Source organism: Agrobacterium albertimagni AOL15, from assembly GCF_000300855.1.
Classification (GTDB): domain Bacteria; phylum Pseudomonadota; class Alphaproteobacteria; order Rhizobiales; family Rhizobiaceae; genus Allorhizobium; species Allorhizobium albertimagni.
Genome location: NZ_ALJF01000008.1, coordinates 96,604 through 112,620, shown reverse-complemented (window position 1 = coordinate 112,620; position 16,017 = coordinate 96,604). Strand labels below are relative to the sequence as shown.

Annotated in this window: 16 protein-coding genes and 1 tRNA gene; 7 read left to right on the top strand and 10 right to left on the bottom strand. The window is 61.7% G+C overall.

Annotation, left to right across the window (positions count from 1 at the left end):
- Positions 1–79 precede the first annotated feature (79 nt).
- The 3 genes from QWE_RS10175 to hmuQ all read right to left on the bottom strand — a co-directional run bounded on the left by QWE_RS10175 (position 80) and on the right by hmuQ (position 3,671).
- Positions 80–2,680, bottom strand: coding sequence for a mechanosensitive ion channel family protein (locus QWE_RS10175; protein WP_006726028.1), 2,601 nt, complete (start codon positions 2,678–2,680; stop codon positions 80–82).
- Between the two features lie 120 nt (positions 2,681–2,800).
- Positions 2,801–3,319 carry a heme utilization cystosolic carrier protein HutX gene (gene hutX, locus QWE_RS10170; protein WP_006726027.1) on the bottom strand — a complete coding sequence of 173 codons (519 nt, stop codon included), beginning with the start codon at positions 3,317–3,319 and terminating at the stop codon, positions 2,801–2,803.
- Positions 3,320–3,326: 7 nt separating this feature from the next.
- Positions 3,327–3,671: a heme-degrading protein HmuQ gene (gene hmuQ / locus QWE_RS10165; protein ID WP_006726026.1), complete on the bottom strand. Its 345-nt coding sequence runs from the start codon at positions 3,669–3,671 to the stop codon at positions 3,327–3,329.
- Positions 3,672–3,917: 246 nt separating this feature from the next.
- Between hmuQ and QWE_RS10160 the strand changes: the two genes are divergently transcribed.
- The 3 genes from QWE_RS10160 to QWE_RS10150 are packed head-to-tail and all read left to right on the top strand — an operon-like array spanning position 3,918 to position 6,678.
- On the top strand, positions 3,918–4,796 hold the full coding sequence (locus tag QWE_RS10160; RefSeq protein ID WP_006726025.1) for a heme/hemin ABC transporter substrate-binding protein: 879 nt from the start codon (positions 3,918–3,920) through the stop codon (positions 4,794–4,796).
- A 20-nt stretch (positions 4,797–4,816) separates the two neighbouring features.
- Positions 4,817–5,887: a FecCD family ABC transporter permease gene (locus QWE_RS10155; RefSeq protein ID WP_100220882.1), complete on the top strand. Its 1,071-nt coding sequence runs from the start codon at positions 4,817–4,819 to the stop codon at positions 5,885–5,887.
- On the top strand, positions 5,887–6,678 hold the full coding sequence (locus QWE_RS10150; protein ID WP_006726023.1) for a heme ABC transporter ATP-binding protein: 792 nt from the start codon (positions 5,887–5,889) through the stop codon (positions 6,676–6,678). Before QWE_RS10155 ends, QWE_RS10150 begins: the two co-directional genes overlap by 1 nt.
- A gap of 321 nt (positions 6,679–6,999) precedes the next feature.
- Here the strand turns inward: QWE_RS10150 and QWE_RS10145 are convergent.
- The 5 genes from QWE_RS10145 to QWE_RS10125 form a co-directional block, all read right to left on the bottom strand.
- Positions 7,000–7,075: transfer RNA gene (locus tag QWE_RS10145), tRNA-Lys, on the bottom strand.
- A 149-nt stretch (positions 7,076–7,224) separates the two neighbouring features.
- Positions 7,225–8,142, bottom strand: coding sequence for a PhzF family phenazine biosynthesis protein (locus tag QWE_RS10140; RefSeq protein ID WP_006726022.1), 918 nt, complete (start codon positions 8,140–8,142; stop codon positions 7,225–7,227).
- 76 nt (positions 8,143–8,218) lie between these two features.
- Positions 8,219–8,956: an NUDIX hydrolase gene (locus tag QWE_RS10135; RefSeq protein WP_006726021.1), complete on the bottom strand. Its 738-nt coding sequence runs from the start codon at positions 8,954–8,956 to the stop codon at positions 8,219–8,221.
- Positions 8,953–10,062: an endonuclease/exonuclease/phosphatase family protein gene (locus tag QWE_RS10130; protein ID WP_006726020.1), complete on the bottom strand. Its 1,110-nt coding sequence runs from the start codon at positions 10,060–10,062 to the stop codon at positions 8,953–8,955. The genes QWE_RS10135 and QWE_RS10130 overlap by 4 nt, the downstream gene beginning before the upstream one ends.
- Positions 10,063–10,172: 110 nt before the next feature.
- Complete coding sequence (locus QWE_RS10125; RefSeq protein WP_006726019.1) at positions 10,173–11,396, bottom strand: aminotransferase-like domain-containing protein; 1,224 nt, start codon at positions 11,394–11,396, stop codon at positions 10,173–10,175.
- Between the two features lie 201 nt (positions 11,397–11,597).
- On the opposite strand from QWE_RS10125, the gene QWE_RS24385 reads away from it, so the two are divergent.
- Positions 11,598–12,785, top strand: coding sequence for a GGDEF domain-containing protein (locus QWE_RS24385; protein WP_006726018.1), 1,188 nt, complete (start codon positions 11,598–11,600; stop codon positions 12,783–12,785).
- Positions 12,786–12,858: 73 nt separating this feature from the next.
- Here QWE_RS24385 and ilvC read toward each other — a convergent pair whose 3' ends face one another.
- Both ilvC and QWE_RS10110 read right to left on the bottom strand, forming a co-directional pair.
- Positions 12,859–13,878 (bottom strand): ketol-acid reductoisomerase, encoded by a 1,020-nt coding sequence (gene ilvC, locus QWE_RS10115; protein ID WP_006726017.1) that lies wholly within the window; start codon positions 13,876–13,878, stop codon positions 12,859–12,861.
- A 24-nt stretch (positions 13,879–13,902) separates the two neighbouring features.
- On the bottom strand, positions 13,903–14,589 hold the full coding sequence (locus QWE_RS10110) for a TetR/AcrR family transcriptional regulator (RefSeq protein ID WP_006726016.1): 687 nt from the start codon (positions 14,587–14,589) through the stop codon (positions 13,903–13,905).
- A gap of 403 nt (positions 14,590–14,992) precedes the next feature.
- On the opposite strand from QWE_RS10110, the gene QWE_RS10105 reads away from it, so the two are divergent.
- The 3 genes from QWE_RS10105 (at position 14,993) to QWE_RS10095 (ending at position 15,936) form a co-directional block, all read left to right on the top strand.
- A complete protein-coding gene (locus tag QWE_RS10105; protein ID WP_006726015.1) occupies positions 14,993–15,232 on the top strand; it encodes a hypothetical protein in 240 nt (79 codons plus the stop codon).
- Between the two features lie 100 nt (positions 15,233–15,332).
- Positions 15,333–15,581 carry a hypothetical protein gene (locus QWE_RS10100; protein WP_006726014.1) on the top strand — a complete coding sequence of 83 codons (249 nt, stop codon included), beginning with the start codon at positions 15,333–15,335 and terminating at the stop codon, positions 15,579–15,581.
- 106 nt (positions 15,582–15,687) lie between these two features.
- Positions 15,688–15,936 carry a hypothetical protein gene (locus tag QWE_RS10095; RefSeq protein WP_006726013.1) on the top strand — a complete coding sequence of 83 codons (249 nt, stop codon included), beginning with the start codon at positions 15,688–15,690 and terminating at the stop codon, positions 15,934–15,936.
- Positions 15,937–16,017 lie beyond the last annotated feature (81 nt).

The window sequence follows — 16,017 nt, the reverse complement described above, 5'->3', positions numbered from 1 at the left end:
CAACCGCGCCCGGTACACTTCCGACCGCTCCTGCCCCTCTAGTGCCCCATTTCGCCTGAATGGCGGCTGAATGGGGCGTTCATGGCAGGAGTTTGTCATCATCCGGCGCCGGAGACAATTCCTCTGAGACCTCAGGCCTATCGTCCGCCCGGGCTTTGCGCCGGACAAGAGCTTGCCGGTCCTGCTCCTGGATATGCAGCATGACGTCCTGATGCGGATAGGGCATGACGATGTCGCGGGCGCGGAAACGTCTGAGGATCTCGATACGGACCTCGTTTCGCACACGCAGACCGTCAGCGATGTCTGCGAGATGAAAACGCAGTTCGAAATCGAGCGAGGATGCGCCGAAGCGCAGGAACTCCACATGCGGCTCGGGATTGCGCAGGACGTCGGACCGCTCGTTGACCACGGCCAGGAGCACATCGATCACCTCCTGCGGATCGGCATCGTAGGCCACGCTTACCGGGACCTCGGAGCGCTGCATGCGGTTGCGATGGGTCCAGTTACCGAGCGGCGCATTGATAAGCTCGGAATTCGGCACGATGATCGACTGGCGCCGGAAGGTCTCGATTTCGGTCGCGCGAACCGAGATACGCTTGACGATGCCTTCATTGACGCCAGTGATCACGTGGTCGCCGACCTTGAAAGGTCGCTCGACCAGCAGGATCAGGCCGGAGACGAAGTTGGAGACGATGTTCTGCAGGCCAAAGCCGATACCGAGAGAGAGCGCACCGGCCACGAGCGCCAGACTGGAGAGATCGATGCCGGCTGCCGAAATACCGATGATGCCCGCAATGCCGGTCCCGAGATAACCGACACCGGTCTTCACCGAATTGCGCACGCCGCCGTCGATATGGCTGCGCGCCATGACATTGCCGTCCAGCCACTTCTGGAACCAGCGCGTCACGACAAGGCCGCCAACAAACAGCAGGACGCCGCCGAGAATGCCGAAGATCGAGATGCGGATCGTGCCGACATTGATCTCGGTGAACAGGTTGAAGAGCCAGAGCTGCAGATCTCGCGGCTGGAACCCCCAGGACATCAGGATGAGCGGAATGCCGGTCACGAGCGCAAAGGCGTAGATGACCAGACCGGCGCCGATGCCGCTCTGGTCGAGTCCAACGGCCGAGAGGCGGAAACGGCGGCCGATGAACCGACCGACCCTGGTTTCGCCGAACTGATTGGGCGCGGAGATAGCCTTGCCGGTCAGGATGCCGATATACATCGTTGCTAGGACCGCGCCCGTGAGCACGATCTGGGTCGCGAGGAAGCGCGCAAGCCCGACATAGCCGATGGCAGCCGCAAGGATCAGCACGGCACCGACAATCCGAAGCGTGATCGACACCGCCCGCGGCCAGGGACGGCCCCGCACCGAAGGATCGCCCGTTTCGGCGAGCACCGGCCGCAGGAAGGATACGAAGAACAGCAACAGGCCGATGACGACGGAGGAGGCAAAGCTGCGCATCACAGTCAGCACGACCGGCGAGCTGTAGGTCTCGTTCATCACCGACACGACGTAGTCGAGACCGTTGACCAGCGCCATCAGGAAGATCGCGATGCTGAGGTCGCGCGCGCCCTTGTTCGACAGCTTGACCAGCCGCCAATGGGGCGCCGCGGGCGCAAGCACCGCTCTTGAAATCGCCATGACGAAGAAGACGAGACCGATCAATGCAAAGACCGACGCGACGATCGGAGCGATGTCGGTTCTCAGCACATTGAACGTGTCGAGCAGGAAATAGGTGGAAGCCAGAAAGAAGCTGAGCGCCAGCGACGGGAGGATCGTCGAGAAGAAGGCGACCGAGAATCGGCTGAGATAGGAGGGTGCCTCGATGGTCGGATCGCGCCGATTGATCCGTCCGAACAGGCGGTACTCGACAAACAGGATCAGCGACGCCAGGGCCATCGACAAAAATACAGCAATGGCCAGCGGCAAGGCCTTGAACTTGAAAACGAAGCTCAGCCAGCTCGTGATGCTTCGCTGAACCCGCGCCACATCGGCGGAGAAGGACTGGAGTGCATCCTGGAGCACGCTGCCATTGATGTCGGTATGCTCAAGCAGGCGGCTGGTGAACAGCGCCCGGCGCGTGTCGGAGATACGGTCGGATAGCGTCTTCGCCTCGATCGACAGATCCTCGGCCTGGCCGGTGAGCGCATTGACTTCCGCCCGCGCGGCGTTGAGGCGCGACCGTTCATCCGCGACGCTCGCACTTTCGCCCGGCTGCCCCTCGGCGGGCGGCGCGCCCAGTTCCGTCAACCGTCCCTGAATGGCATCGATCCGCGGACGCAAATCGACGGTGATCGCCAGCGCCTCGCGGACCAGCGCGTCGGACTGGACCTTTAGGTCTGCAAGGACGCCATCTTCCTGGAGGTTTTTCTCCACCTGCTCACGCAGCCCGGTCAGGCGTGCGCGGGCTTCTTCGACGCGCCGTTCGGCAGCGACGATCTGCTCGTCGCGTTGCGGTGGCGCAGCGACCGGGGCTGCGGCCGGTGGTGCGACAGGGGCCGCCGTCTCCGGTTGTGACTGTGGCGCCTCCGGCGCTTCAACCGGCGCCGGCTCAGTCACCGCCGGCGCGGCACCACTGTCCTGTGCCAGAGCGGTGTGTGGCGTGAGCACCAAAGAAGAACCCGCCGCCAGCAGGCTGAGCGCGACGGCGAAAGAAAGCGAACGGAAACGGATCAAAACGAGGCCCAGTGCGTGATGGAATTCCGCAGGACAATAGATCCAGTTAAAGGCAAAAGAAAGAAGGGCTTAATGGAAGAACCCGCCGTCCCTGACGGTCCGGCGGGTCGACTATATCCGTCAGGCGACGGTCTGCCGCAAAGCTTCGAAGCGGGCAACCTGCTCTTCCAGAAGATTGCGCTCCTTGTCGCGACGGACGAAGACCTTGAACATGGCCTTTCCGTCGGCATTCATGAACCACACAGAGCAGGAGCGGCGACCATGGAAACCGCGATCGACGAAAGCGATCGAGACGCAGCGTTCCTTGCGGATGTGACCGCCGATCGGGCTGTCGCCATGGATGTTGAACCAGCCATGCCCCTCACTGCCTTCGGGCAGACTGCCCTCGACTTCGAGCACGATGTCGTCAGTATGGACGATCATCAGGATCTCGCCCCACAAGGTGAGATCCTTCCAGATCGGCTCCCACTGGTCGGAAGGCACCACTACGGCGGCCCCTTCCGGCAGGATGGCGAGCACCTCGGCAGGCGTCACCTCGGCCTTGGCAGCGATCTGTTCGATCACACCGTCAGGCTTTTCGGCAAGTGCCGCCAGCGCCCGCTCGCGTCTGTCACCGTTGCTTTGCGTCAACGTGTCCATAAGAGCCTCACGCGGCTTCGGAAGCCGAGCGCTTGCCCGAGCGGTCTTCGTGGATGATGACGTCGAAGCCCTCGAAATGCGGACCGGAGAGATACTGTACCTTGCTTTCGCCAGCGCGGGCATGGGCGGCGCGGAACTGTTCCGACTTGGTCCAGGCGACGAAATGGGCATGGGTCTCCCAGACGGTGTGCGAGGCATACAGCGTATGGTCTTCGGCCTTCGGGCCCTTCAGCATGTGGAATTCGATGTAACCCGGCATTTCTGCGAGCCGGCCTTCGCGGGCCTTCCACTGGTTTTCGAAGGCTTCCTCGAAGCCCGGGACGACGCGAAAACGGTTCATGGCGATGTACATGGGTCTGTTTCCCTCTTTGCAAGACAAGATCTGATCGTCGCGGTCGGCATGGGCTCGGCTGACGAGTTTACCCCGAAATCCGACCGTCTGGAACAACCGCGATCTGTTGCCTTCCTATTTAAACTTGTGTAGCACAGTCAAGTTAAATGTCGGGAGCTTCCCGCACATGAGCACTCTCATCATCGGCGATCCAGAGCGGCATCGTGCCGGCCTCCGGGCGCCCGGATCATAGGTTCGAGCACATTCATGTTGTCCATTCGCCCATCCCGCCGCAAGCTCCTCTCCACCCTCGCTTTCGCCCTTTCCTTACCGCTCGTTCTGTCACAGACGGCAGCTGCCAAGGATGCCGAGCGGATCGTGGCGATCGGCGGCACCGTGACGGAGGTCATCTACGCGCTCGGCGAGGGTGACAGGGTGGTTGCCGTCGACACGACGAGCCTCTATCCGCCAGAAGCAACTGCAAAGCCTGACATCGGCTATGTCCGCCAGGTCTCGGCCGAAGGCGTCCTTTCCCAGAAACCTGATCTGATCATCGCGGAAGCCGGCGCCGGCCCAGTCGACTCGATCAATATCCTCAAGGCAAGCGGCCTCGACTTCGTCAGCATCCCCTCGCCGCCCGAGACATCGGCGATCCCCGACAAGATCCGCGCTATCGGCCAAGCAATCGGCCGCGCCGAAAAGGCGGAGGCACTGGCGACATCGGTTGAAGCAAGCCTGAAAGCCATCGAAGACAAGGTGAAGACCGCAACAGGGCCGAAGAAGAAGGTGCTGTTCGCCCTCTCCCTTGCCAATGGACGCGTCATGGCGGCCGGCAGCGAAAGCTCTGCCGATGCGATGATCCGGCTTGCCGGTGGCGAAAACGCGGTCTCAACCATCTCCGGATACAAGCCGCTCACCGACGAAGCGGTGATTGCCGCAGCCCCCGACGTTATCCTGGTGATGAGCGGCGGCGCCCAGCATCTGACGGCCGAAAAGGCCTTTGAGCTCCCTGCCCTTGCAGCAACCCCGGCCGGCGCAAACAAGGCCTTCCTCACCATGGACGGCCTCTATCTCCTCGGTCTTGGACCGCGTGCTGCCGACGCCGCCCGTGACCTGAACGCCATGCTCTATCCGGAAGGGCAGTAACCGTGAACACGCTCGCCCTGATGTCGACCCTCGGCAGGCGTGACGGAGATCGCTCCGCTCTCGGGTTTGTCGTTCTTGCCCTGCTGACTGTTCTTCTGACGGTCGCTGTCTTCGTGTCGATCGTGATCGGTCCGACCGGCGTCGGCCTGCCACATCTGGTCACCTATCTGACCGGCGATCATGCGGACATGGACCAGCAGAATCTAATCATCGTGGAAGCCGTGCGCCTTCCACGCACCGGCATGGGTCTTCTGATCGGCGCAGCGCTGGGTGTCTCCGGCGCCATGATGCAGGGCCTCTTCCGCAACCCGCTGGCCGACCCTGGCATCGTCGGGGTCACCTCCGGGGCGGCACTCGCCGCCGTGATCGCCATTGTGCTCGGTCCCACCCTCCTCTTTCCGTTGCAGGTGGTGTTCGGTGAACAGTTCCTGCCGCTGATGGCTTTCCTCGGTGGTCTCGGCAACACTTTCCTGCTCTACGTCATCGCCACCCGTAACGGCCAGACATCGACGACAGCCCTCATCCTCTCGGGGATCGCGATCGCCGCCATGACGGGTGCGGCCACCGGCCTCATGATTTTCATCGCCGATGACCGGGCGCTGCGCGACATCACCTTCTGGTCACTCGGCTCGCTGAGCGGCGCAACGACGTCCAAGATCGTGGCGATCCTCCCCTTCGTTGTCTTCGTGCTGGCGATCATTCCCTTTGTCGCACGCGGCCTCGACGCGCTGATTCTTGGGGATGCTGCCGCGTTTCACATGGGCGTGCCCGTGCAGCGGCTGAAGCGCATGACGATCCTCGCTGTGGCCGCCGCCTGCGGCGCAACCGTGGCCGCCGCAGGCTCGATCGGCTTCATCGGCATCGTCGTGCCGCATCTGCTGCGTCTCGCGATCGGCCCGTCCCATCGCTTCCTGCTGCCGGCCTCGGCGCTTGGCGGAGCGGCCTTGCTGCTTCTTGCCGACACGGTCGCCCGCACCATCGCCGCACCGGCAGAACTGCCGATCGGCATCATCACCGCGATCCTCGGCGCGCCCGTCTTCCTGATGCTTCTACTCGGCAAACAGGGCCGCCAGGCCATGGAGGGCTTGTAATGATCCGCGCACACGACATCACGATCCGCCGCAGCGGACGCGTTCTCGTCGACAAGGTAAGCCTCCATCTGCAAGCGGGTAAGGTCACCGTGATCATCGGCCCCAATGGGGCTGGCAAGTCCACGCTGTTGAAGACCCTCTCCGGCGAGATGCGCCCCGACCATGGCGACATCCTTTACCAGGACCGGCGGATCGCCTCGCTGAGCCCCGTAGAACTCGCCCGAGAGCGGGCAGTGCTGCCGCAATCCACAGCACTCTCCTTCCCCTTCACGGCGCTTGAGGTGGTGCGCATGGGCGCCGTTGCGCATGGCAGCCGCGACGCGAATCTTGCGGGCCGCCAGGCGCTCGCCCGTGTGGGGCTGAGTGGCTTTGAGGGGCGCAGCTACAACGCGCTATCAGGTGGCGAGCAACAGCGCGTGCAGCTGGCCCGCGTGCTGGCGCAGATGCCTGATCCGGTCCTTGACGGTCGTCCGCGCGCCATCTTCCTCGACGAGCCGACGGCAAGCCTCGACATCGGTCATCAGATCTCGGTTCTTGAGCTCGCCCGTGACTTTGCCCGACGCGGCGGTGTCGTCCTGGCCATCCTGCACGACCTCAACCTTGCCGCCGAATTCGCCGATCACCTGGCCGTCCTCCACCACGGCAAACTGATCCGGGAAGGTCATCCCAAGGAAACGATCGACGACGAAACGATTGCCCATGTCTATGGCATTGCCGGCAGCGTCGGACGGCTGCCGAGTGCTGCGATCCCTTATGTTCTGCCCCAGGCCCGGTTCAGCGCGACACGCTGAGCCGGCTATCTCAGTTGTCCACAGTTATCCACAGGGCAAGACCGACCAATCGGTGCAAAAATCCGCAACAAACGCGGAACATGAGCGACGGCACTTGAGAACGTATGGCGAACCCCGACGATTGAGGGCGCAAGCGTCAGCGCAATTCTCGATACGAGATTTCGATAGCCGGCTAATGCCGGTTCGGGCATCGATCAGAAAAAGTGGTGCGGCGCGATGTACCGTGCCGAAGATCATCCGACAGGAGTGAAGAGAAGGCGCGCCAAAAACGCCGAGCACCCTGGAGCGCCTGCGACCAACATATTGTTTTGATGAAGGATTTGGTGGGTGATGTAGGGCTCGAACCTACGACCCGCTGATTAAGAGTCAGCTGCTCTACCAACTGAGCTAATCACCCGCCTGACACCGTTTCCGGTCTCGTCCGCCCCGTTTCCGGTGGCGTGACCGGGCGTATAAACAGGATAAGCGACCTTGTCTAGCGCCCCTGCAAAAATTCTTGGCCCTTTGGTCAAAAAAATTTCAAAAAGCGGGAAATATCCAATCCTTTCAAAGGTCGAGCATTCCGACTGCCAATCGGACGGCCTGACCGCCGATCCGCGCCCGCGAGACTGCGCCATCCTTCACATCGATATGCAGGTGAATGTAGGAAGGCCGTCCCATCTCCACACCCTGCTCGATCATCATCGGGTGATGACCGTCCGGCAACGCGTCGAAATAATGGATGGCGCCTGAAAGCGCGGCCACCGCAGAGCCCGTCGCCGGATCCTCGTGAATGCCCATATCGGGCGAGAACATCCGCGCATGGAATTTTGCGGCATGGTGAACTCCGCCGCGACAATAGATGTAAGCCGACGTCAAGCGTCCCTCGCTCATCGGTGCCACGCGTTCCCACAGTTGCGGGTCGAATTCGACGCTCTCGATCGTCGCGACATCATGCAGCGGCACGAGAAGAAATGGCACGCCGGCGCTCCAGACCATCGGCAGATGGTTTTCGAAACCTATGGCGCTGGCCTTGACCGACAATGCATCGGCAAGCCCCTGCCGATCCAGTTGCAGCTCATGGCGGCTCGACAGACGCGGCAGGTCGAATTCGGCAAAGCTCGCCTCTCCCGGCCGAACCCTGACTGCACAGCGCACCGGACCGATGGTCTCCTCGAGCACGGAAACGAGATCCATGTTGGCGGCCTCGCCGCTATAGGCCCGTTCTGCCAGCGCGATCACGGTGCCCACCGTCGGATGCCCGGCAAAGGGCAGTTCCCGGCCAGGGGTGAAGATCCGGATGCGCGCCGTGTGCGAGGCATGATCGGCGGGCTGGACGAAAACGGTTTCCGACAGGTGCATCTCGCCGGCGATGGTCTGCATCATCTCGTCGGATAGGCCGTCCCCGTCGAAGATGACAGCGAGCGGATTGCCCGCCAGTTTGCGGTCGGTGAACACGTCGTAGATGGCATACTGTCTCGCCACGGGCCTATCTCCGTTGAAGGTCACGCTCGCGGCACACACTGCCCGAGGCGAAACGTCAAGGCAAGCCGAGCCCGGATCATCCCTGCTGTTGAAAGTACCAGCTGAGAACCGGCAGCATGGCGGCTCCATAGCGATGCGCTGTCGGATCGCCGGTCCGGATCACCACGGCCCGGGAAATCTCGGGCTCCGGGCAGTCGCGCGCAAAGGCATCGATCCTCTCAACAAGCACCTCGGCCGTTTCGGAAAAGGTAAAAACGCGGGCAAGGGTCAGGCGTCGGGACCGATAGCTGGCGTATAGCACCGGATCTGCACGGGCCAGATCGAGATCGAGCCCTGTTTCCTCCATGACCTCGCGCCGCATATTGCCCTCGATGTCGCATACCCCGTCCACGACATCAGACAGGTCGAGCGAACCCGCCGCAAAATAGACCTGTCCGGGATTGGCGGTATGCGGCGCCATCTCGACCGCGATCAGCGCCCCATCGGAGGAGACGAGGACGGGATAGCCGAACAGGTGGCAGGCACCGGCAAGCTCCGGCTGGCGCCGCCACCAGAGAAAAGTCGCGAAGTTCGACACATGGCCGAGCGCCTCGAGATGACCGTCGCGGTATCGGATCTGGCGCTGCAGAATCATCCGGCCGTTGAAAAAGGCCGGGTTTGCCGTCACCTCACGCTCCCAATTGGCAGAGATGGCAGTGCTCTGAGTGAGGTCCAGCGGATGCGGGTCGGCTGCCACCCGGAGCGCCAGCGAGCGAACCGGATGCAGGCTGCCATCGGCCGGCAGGCCAACCTCGTCAGTCAAGAGATCGCTCATGGCAGATGCAGGGTAATCGCGATCGGGCAATGGTCGGACGCCTTGGGCCTGTCCCAGCCTATGCGCGGATAGCGCTCGACGTCCTGCCCCGGCGGAAAGGGCGTGCGGAAAGGCTGACCGTTGCGGATCACCTCCGGAACTGCCATCGGATTGGCCTGAGCCAGGCCCCTCGACAGCCAGATATAGTCGAGCTGACACAAATGCTGCTCTTCGGGGCCACGCGCGTGATAGAGCGTCCAGCGATCGAGCGCATCCCGTCTCAGCATCGGGTTTTCCGCAAAAGCGTCATGCGAGAACACATCGAGCGCACTCGGCAGATCCGGCCGATGCACATACTCATATCCAGAGCGGCGATCTCCGATGACATCGACGCGCTCCCGGTAGTCATTCATGTCACCGCAGATCACGAAGTTTCGCCGCGACGCATTGTCCGGGCCGAACCTATTCTCGATGATGTGTCGCACCGCCTTTGCCTCGGCTTCGCGGATCGGCATGGTCGAGGTACGACCGTCCGTCCCGTCCCGGCCATTGGTCATCGACTTGAAATGCACGACATAGACCGTCAGCGGACGACCTCCGACGCGCAAATCGAGTTCGAGGCAGTCGCGCTTGAAGATGCGGTCGTCCGGCCGGACCCGCTCCCCGAGGCCCGGATGATATAGGCCGAGGTCGTGATAGGTGAGTGCGGCATGACTGATGACGTCGCGCAACTCGATCGGCTGGCCGTCGCGGGTTTCTTCGCGCATCAGCACCGCAACATCGATGCCGCGGCTGTCATTACCCTCGACCAGATATTTCTGCCGATAGCCCGAGCCGATCATGCGGAAGAGATAACCATATTCGAAGGCCTTCAACGCCTCCATGTTGTCGACCTCCTGCAGGCACAGGATGTCGGCATTGGTGTCGGCGATCGCCAGCGCCGAGAGCTGCCGGGTGTCGTCGGTGGAAGAGACGATTCGAGCGGCCTCGAGCCGCTGATAGTCGGCTTCCGACTTGATCTCGAACAGCTTCAGCACGCGGTCCGATTTCAACTGGTTGCGATAACCGGTGAAATCGAAGCGGGCGATCAGGTTCTCGATATTGAAGGTCGCAATGCGAATGGACATGAGCACCCGGGAATGAGGAGCGGCGCGGGAGGTGGATCAAGCGCAGTCAATCACGCCCGCTCCGCCGCCGCAACCCAAAGCGAGGCTGACGCCTCGCCGCTCACCCCCGGTCAGGCCGCGCGTGCCAGCGCATGTCCGACGAGCCGGCCGAGACGCCGGATGCCCTCCTCGATCATCGCTTCATTCGCGCAGGAATAGGAGAGCCGGATCGTATTGGCACCCGAACGATCGGCGAAGAAGGCCTGTCCCGGCACAAAAGCCACCTTTTCCGTCTCGACGGATCGCGCCAGCAGTTCGGCTCCGTCCATGCCCTCAGGTAGCGTGACCCAGACGAACATCCCGCCCTCCGGCCGCGTCCATTCGGTACCTTCAGGCATGTATTTCTGAAGCGCCGCCAGCATGGCATCGCGGCGGGCGACGTAAGCTGTCCGTATCTTCGCAATCTGTGCCGGAAAGTGCTTTGCGGCCACCTCGGCCACAACCATCTGGTTGATCGTCGAGGAATGCAGATCCGCGGCCTGCTTCATCAGCACCAGTTTGCGGATGACCGGCTTGGCCGCCACGACATAGCCGACGCGCAGGCCGGGCGCGAGCGTCTTCGAAAAGCTGCCGCAATAGATGGTCCGGCAGGCGTCGATGCCGCCGCTGCGGGCAATGTCGAGCGCCAAAATCGGCGGAATGGCCTCGCCGTCATAACGCAGATGCTGATAGGCCGCGTCTTCGATCACCGGAATGTCGAGTTCGTCTGCCAGAGCGAGGATCTGGTGCCGCTCCTCAAGGCTCACGGTCTGCCCCGTCGGATTGGCGAAATCGGTGGAGAGATAGGCAAACTTCACGGCACGCCCCTCGGCCTCAGCCTCCGCCCTGTAGCTCTCGGGCGTCCGATTGCCGATCGAGAGCTGATCATAGGCTGGCTCGTAGGCGTTGAAGGCCTGCAACGCGCCGAGATAGGTCGGCCAAGTCACGAGCGCCGTGTCGCCGGGCGACAGAAACAGCTTGCCGAGATAATCGAGCGCCTGCTGAGATCCCGACGTGATGAAGATGTTGTCGAGCTCGCAGGCAATGCCGAGCCGCCCCATTTCATCCTTCAACCATGAACGCAGCGGCAGATACCCTTCCGATACGGAATACTGCAGGGCACCGCCGGCTTTGCCATCGGCAAACAGGCCTGCATAGGCCTCGGCAAACTCCCGCTCGGGAAACAGCGCCGGATCCGGAATACCGCCTGCAAACGAAATGATGTCAGGCTTGTCGAGAAGTTTCAGGAGCTCTCGAATTTCAGACGCGCGCATGCGCGACGAACGCGTGGCGAAGACGTGATCCCAGTTCAGCATGGGCGTTTCCTCAGGTCTTGTCGTTATTTGAGGCAGCAGACCACGAAAACCTCGATAGGTCAACAATACTGACATATCGAGATAAGACCCTCCATTTTACAGTTTGGCAACCATGTTTCTGCTGTTTCTTCAGGCAAGCCTAAAACGCGAAATGATTCGCTCTATAGTGTCCGCAACAGTGAAAGGACCCGCCACTTGCCGATGCGAAAGCTTACCCTGCCGATGGTCGGCATCGACAATGAAACGGATCCGCCCTGGGAGCATCTGGGCACTCTTTTCCATATTTTCCCCCACATCGTCGCAGCCGTCGCGATCCTGTCGGCCGCAATCCTTCCCTTTATGGAGGGTCGGACCCTTGAGGTCTCGGTCGTGCTGGCGATCCTCTCGCTGCAGGTGAGCATGCGGGGCGTCGCCGACTTCCATTTCCGGCGGCGGAAGCCGTCTGACACGGCGCAGCAATGGCTCAAGCTCTTCACCCTCGTTTCCCTGATGTCGGGCTTTGCCTGGGGCGCCTCTCTTGCCATCCTCTACAGCGGCGGCAGCCCCGACACGAAGGTCGTCATCCTCGCCATCGGTTGCGGCATCCTCCAGTCGAGCGCCGCACGCGCTTACATGGCACCCCGCTCCACCCTTCTGGTCATTCTCGTGATGATCGCCTCGATCAACCTGGTCGCGGTGCGCGAAGGCAACTGGATCATGGTGCCGATCTGCCTCGCCTATGTCGGCTTTCTCGCCAGCTACATGATCCGACTGATCGCCATGGACGAGAGACGATTGGCGGCGGAGAAGAAGACCCGAACGCTGGTTGCGGCGCTCGCCGACAGCAACGAGAAACTCACTGATGCCAACGAGCAATTGCGCCGCCATGCCGTGACCGACGCCCTGACGGGCCTTAGCAACAGGCGTGGTTTCGACGAGCAGTTGAGCCGTCGTCTCGGTCGATATCGCAATCAGGGCGAAGCGCTGGCGCTGCTGCTGATCGACATCGACCACTTCAAGCTCTTCAACGACACCCAGGGCCACCAGGCGGGCGACGCAGCGCTGCAGGTGGTGGCAGAGGTCCTCGCGGCCCGCATGCGGGACGTCGACGGTACGGCAGCACGCTATGGCGGTGAAGAATTCGCCGTCGTCTTGCAGGGTGACCATGCCCTGCAGGCCGGCGTCTTCGCCGAAGATCTGCGCCGGCGTGTGGGTTCGCTCTTCCTTTCGACGTCCGATGGCGGATCGACGAACCTCACGGTCAGCATCGGCGTGGCAATAGCGGGCCCTGATGACGATGAGCGAAACCTGATCGCCCTTGCCGATCGCAGGCTCTACGAGGCCAAGGCCCAAGGACGGGACCGGGTCTGCGACGCCGATCACGCCGAGCGGCTGGTCGGTTCCGCCTGAGCGCGCCACGCGGACAAGAAAAAGCCGGAGAAGTTTCCCTCTCCGGCCTCTTGTTCAACTCTGGAGATGACGATCAGTTGCGGGACTTGTCGACCAGCTGGTTCTTGGCGATCCACGGCATCATGCCACGGAGCTTGGCGCCGACTTCTTCGATCTGGTGGCTGTCGTTCATGCGGCGGATACCCTTGAAGCGGGCAGCACCGGCACGGTATTCCTGCATCCAGTCCGAGGTGAACTTGCCGGTCTGGATGTCGTGCAGGACGCGCTTCATTTCAGCCTTGGTTTCAGCGGTGATGATGCGCGGACCGGTGACATATTCGCCCCACTCGGCCGTATTGGAGATCGAGTAGTTCATGTTGGCGATACCGCCTTCATAGATCAAGTCGACGATCAGCTTCACTTCGTGCAGGCATTCGAAATAGGCCATTTCCGGCGCGTAGCCGCCTTCGACCAGAGTCTCGAAACCGGCGCGGATCAGTTCGACCAGACCGCCGCAGAGAACGACCTGTTCGCCGAAGAGGTCGGTTTCGCACTCTTCCTTGAACGAGGTTTCGATGATGCCCGAACGGCCGCCACCAACGCCACAGGCGTAGGAGAGAGCGAGTTCAAGAGCATTGCCCGAACCGTTGTGATGGATGGCAACGAGGCAAGGAACGCCGCCGCCCTTCTGGTATTCGCCGCGAACCGTGTGGCCAGGGCCCTTCGGCGCGATCATGACGACGTCGACGGTCGACTTCGGCTCGATCAGGCCGAAATGGACGTTGAGGCCGTGCGCGAAGGCGATGGCGGCGCCGTCACGGATGTTCGGTGCGATGTCAGCCTTATAGATGTCGGCCTGCAGTTCGTCCGGGGTCGCCATCATCATCAGGTCGGCCCATGCAGCAGCTTCGGCAACCGTCATGACCTTGAGGCCGTCGGCTTCTGCCTTCTTGATGGTCGGCGAGCCGGCCTTCAGGGCAACGACGAGGTTCTGGGCGCCCGAATCCTTCAGGTTCAGCGCGTGGGCACGGCCCTGCGAACCGTAGCCGATGATGGCAACTTTCTTCGACTTGATCAGGTTCAAGTCGGCATCACGATCGTAATAGACGCGCATTGTAGTGTCCTTCCCTATGCTTTGTCAGTTGTGGTGGATGTTGTTGGTCGGCGAGCCGGAACGGGATGCCCCGTCGAGGCCCGCCAATAGGCGGTCGGTGCCGTAGAGAGCGAGAAAGGCGGCAACCGCCTTCGTCGCCCGAGCGCCGAATTTGTGGGTCTGCGGCGCCTCGCCGAGCAGCATGCGCACATGCAGATCGCTGACGATCAGACCGTAAAGGATGCGATAGGCTTCCTCGCCGTCGCCGAAGCGCAGCAAGCCATCGCGCTGGCCGGCATCGAGCAGCGCCCGTGCACGGCGATCGATCTGCCGGCGACCACGCTCCAGAAGCAACGTACCGAGCTTCGAACCGTCGCGACTCGACTGGCCAATGGCGAGACGGTTGAGTGCGAGCGAAACATCGCCGGCGAGAACCTCGAGCAGATCGCGGGCAAAGACCTCCAGATGATCGGTCAGGGTCGCGACCGTCAGACGCTCGCCCGGTCGCTCGAATGTGCGAACCTTGCTTGCCTGGTAGGAAATCATAGCGGACAGAAGACCGTCGCGGTCGCCGAACCACTTGTAGAGGCTTTCCTTCGAGCAGTTGGCAGCCCGCGCGAGACCGGCTGTGGTGACCGCCTTGTCGCCGCCCTCGACGAGCAGACGCAGCGCCTCGGCCAGAACGGCGTTCTGACGCGGCGTGAATTCCGAGGTCTGATTGTCGATGGACATGGGCGCCTCCTGGTACCGTACGGTACGGTTCGCACGCTTTATGTCCCGCGGGACGGCTGAGGTCAAGACAGGTTTTGCGAAAAAAGAATGCAGATGCCTCGGAGAGGAGATGCTGTCTTGGGCATCCGCGGACGCCCCAAGGAGCCCACCAAACTGTCACAAAAGGGTGATTGAGGTAAAAAATAATCGTTGTATGTCATAGTTAAATGACGGTGTCTTTAAAGCCTAACCCGCTGTTTTTCCTCAATCCATCCTTCAAGTATCATCCGTGATACCGGGTACTTCCACCGAACCAATCAGTTCGATTGTGCGCAAAGGGGTATTGATTTCCCCAGCGCAATACGCCAAATACATCTCATCGAACCGAGCAGTTCGATCACGCAAGGTTCTAAAGGCCAACACAATGAAGACCATCGCAGCAGCACTCCTGACCACCATCGCAGCCGCTTCGGCCGCTTTCGCGATCGAGCCAGTCCCAGGCTCAATCACCTATGGCGGTGCGCAGCCAAGGCTCGAACAGGCACCCGCCGGTTCGAACTTCTTCCACACCTTCTATCTCAACGGCACGGAAGTCCATGAGATCTACAAGGTGAATGCAGACCGGACCGTCTCCCTCGTCTCCCGTTCCATGCCGAACGACTGACAGGAAAAGACGATCCTCATCACGGGTAGATGCTACCCATCACTACAATCTAGAGCTGAATGCCTGAGACTCAGCTCAATTCAAGATAAGGAATACGATCATGAAGACCATCATCTCTGCAGCCCTGATTTCCCTCGCAGCCGGTTCGGCAGCCTTCGCCGCCGTCCAGCCGATCCCGGGCTCGATCACCTATGACAACCCGAACGTCCAGCTGGAAAAGGCACCCGCCGGTTCGACCTTCTTCCACACATTCTCCAACGGTGACGGCCGCGACGTTCGCGAAGTTTACAAGGTCAACGCCGACAAGTCGGTGACCCTCGTCAACCGCACTGTCTCGAACGCTTCGTAATCAGCGCGCCTCCCAGCACGCAAACCCTTTGGCGGCCGGCTCGGTCCCCTCTCCCCCGCCCCCAACCGGGTCGCCGCCAACCCCACGCTACACAAGGAATACCACCATGAAGACCATCATTTCTGCAGCCCTCATTTCCCTCGCAGCCGGCTCGGCAGCCTTCGCTTCCGTCCAGCCGATCCCGGGCTCGATCACCTATGACAACGCCAATGTTCAGCTGGAAAAGGCACCCGCCGGTTCGACCTTCTTCCACACATTCTCGGACGGCAGCGGTCGTGACGTCAACGAAGTCTACAAGGTCAATGCCGACAAGTCGGTGACCCTCGTCAACCGCACTGTCTCCAACGCTTCGTAATCAGCGCGCCTCCCAAAGACGCACCCTTCGGCGGCCGGCTCGGTCCCCTCTCCCCCTTCCCCCCAACCGAGTCGCCGCCAA

Bases quoted from the DNA above. Each gene is read 5' to 3' on its own strand.
- hutX (WP_006726027.1), bottom strand. From the start codon at position 3,319: ATGGACACGTTGACGCAAAGCAACGGTGACAGACGCGAGCGGGCGCTG.
- hmuQ (WP_006726026.1), bottom strand. From the start codon at position 3,671: ATGTACATCGCCATGAACCGTTTTCGCGTCGTCCCGGGCTTCGAGGAA.
- QWE_RS10160 (WP_006726025.1), top strand. From the start codon at position 3,918: ATGTTGTCCATTCGCCCATCCCGCCGCAAGCTCCTCTCCACCCTCGCT.
- QWE_RS10155 (WP_100220882.1), top strand. From the start codon at position 4,817: ATGTCGACCCTCGGCAGGCGTGACGGAGATCGCTCCGCTCTCGGGTTT.
- QWE_RS10150 (WP_006726023.1), top strand. From the start codon at position 5,887: ATGATCCGCGCACACGACATCACGATCCGCCGCAGCGGACGCGTTCTC.
- QWE_RS10135 (WP_006726021.1), bottom strand. From the start codon at position 8,956: ATGAGCGATCTCTTGACTGACGAGGTTGGCCTGCCGGCCGATGGCAGC.
- QWE_RS10130 (WP_006726020.1), bottom strand. From the start codon at position 10,062: ATGTCCATTCGCATTGCGACCTTCAATATCGAGAACCTGATCGCCCGC.
- QWE_RS10125 (WP_006726019.1), bottom strand. From the start codon at position 11,396: ATGCTGAACTGGGATCACGTCTTCGCCACGCGTTCGTCGCGCATGCGC.
- QWE_RS24385 (WP_006726018.1), top strand. From the start codon at position 11,598: ATGCGAAAGCTTACCCTGCCGATGGTCGGCATCGACAATGAAACGGAT.
- ilvC (WP_006726017.1), bottom strand. From the start codon at position 13,878: ATGCGCGTCTATTACGATCGTGATGCCGACTTGAACCTGATCAAGTCG.
- QWE_RS10110 (WP_006726016.1), bottom strand. From the start codon at position 14,589: ATGTCCATCGACAATCAGACCTCGGAATTCACGCCGCGTCAGAACGCC.
- QWE_RS10105 (WP_006726015.1), top strand. From the start codon at position 14,993: ATGAAGACCATCGCAGCAGCACTCCTGACCACCATCGCAGCCGCTTCG.
- QWE_RS10100 (WP_006726014.1), top strand. From the start codon at position 15,333: ATGAAGACCATCATCTCTGCAGCCCTGATTTCCCTCGCAGCCGGTTCG.
- QWE_RS10095 (WP_006726013.1), top strand. From the start codon at position 15,688: ATGAAGACCATCATTTCTGCAGCCCTCATTTCCCTCGCAGCCGGCTCG.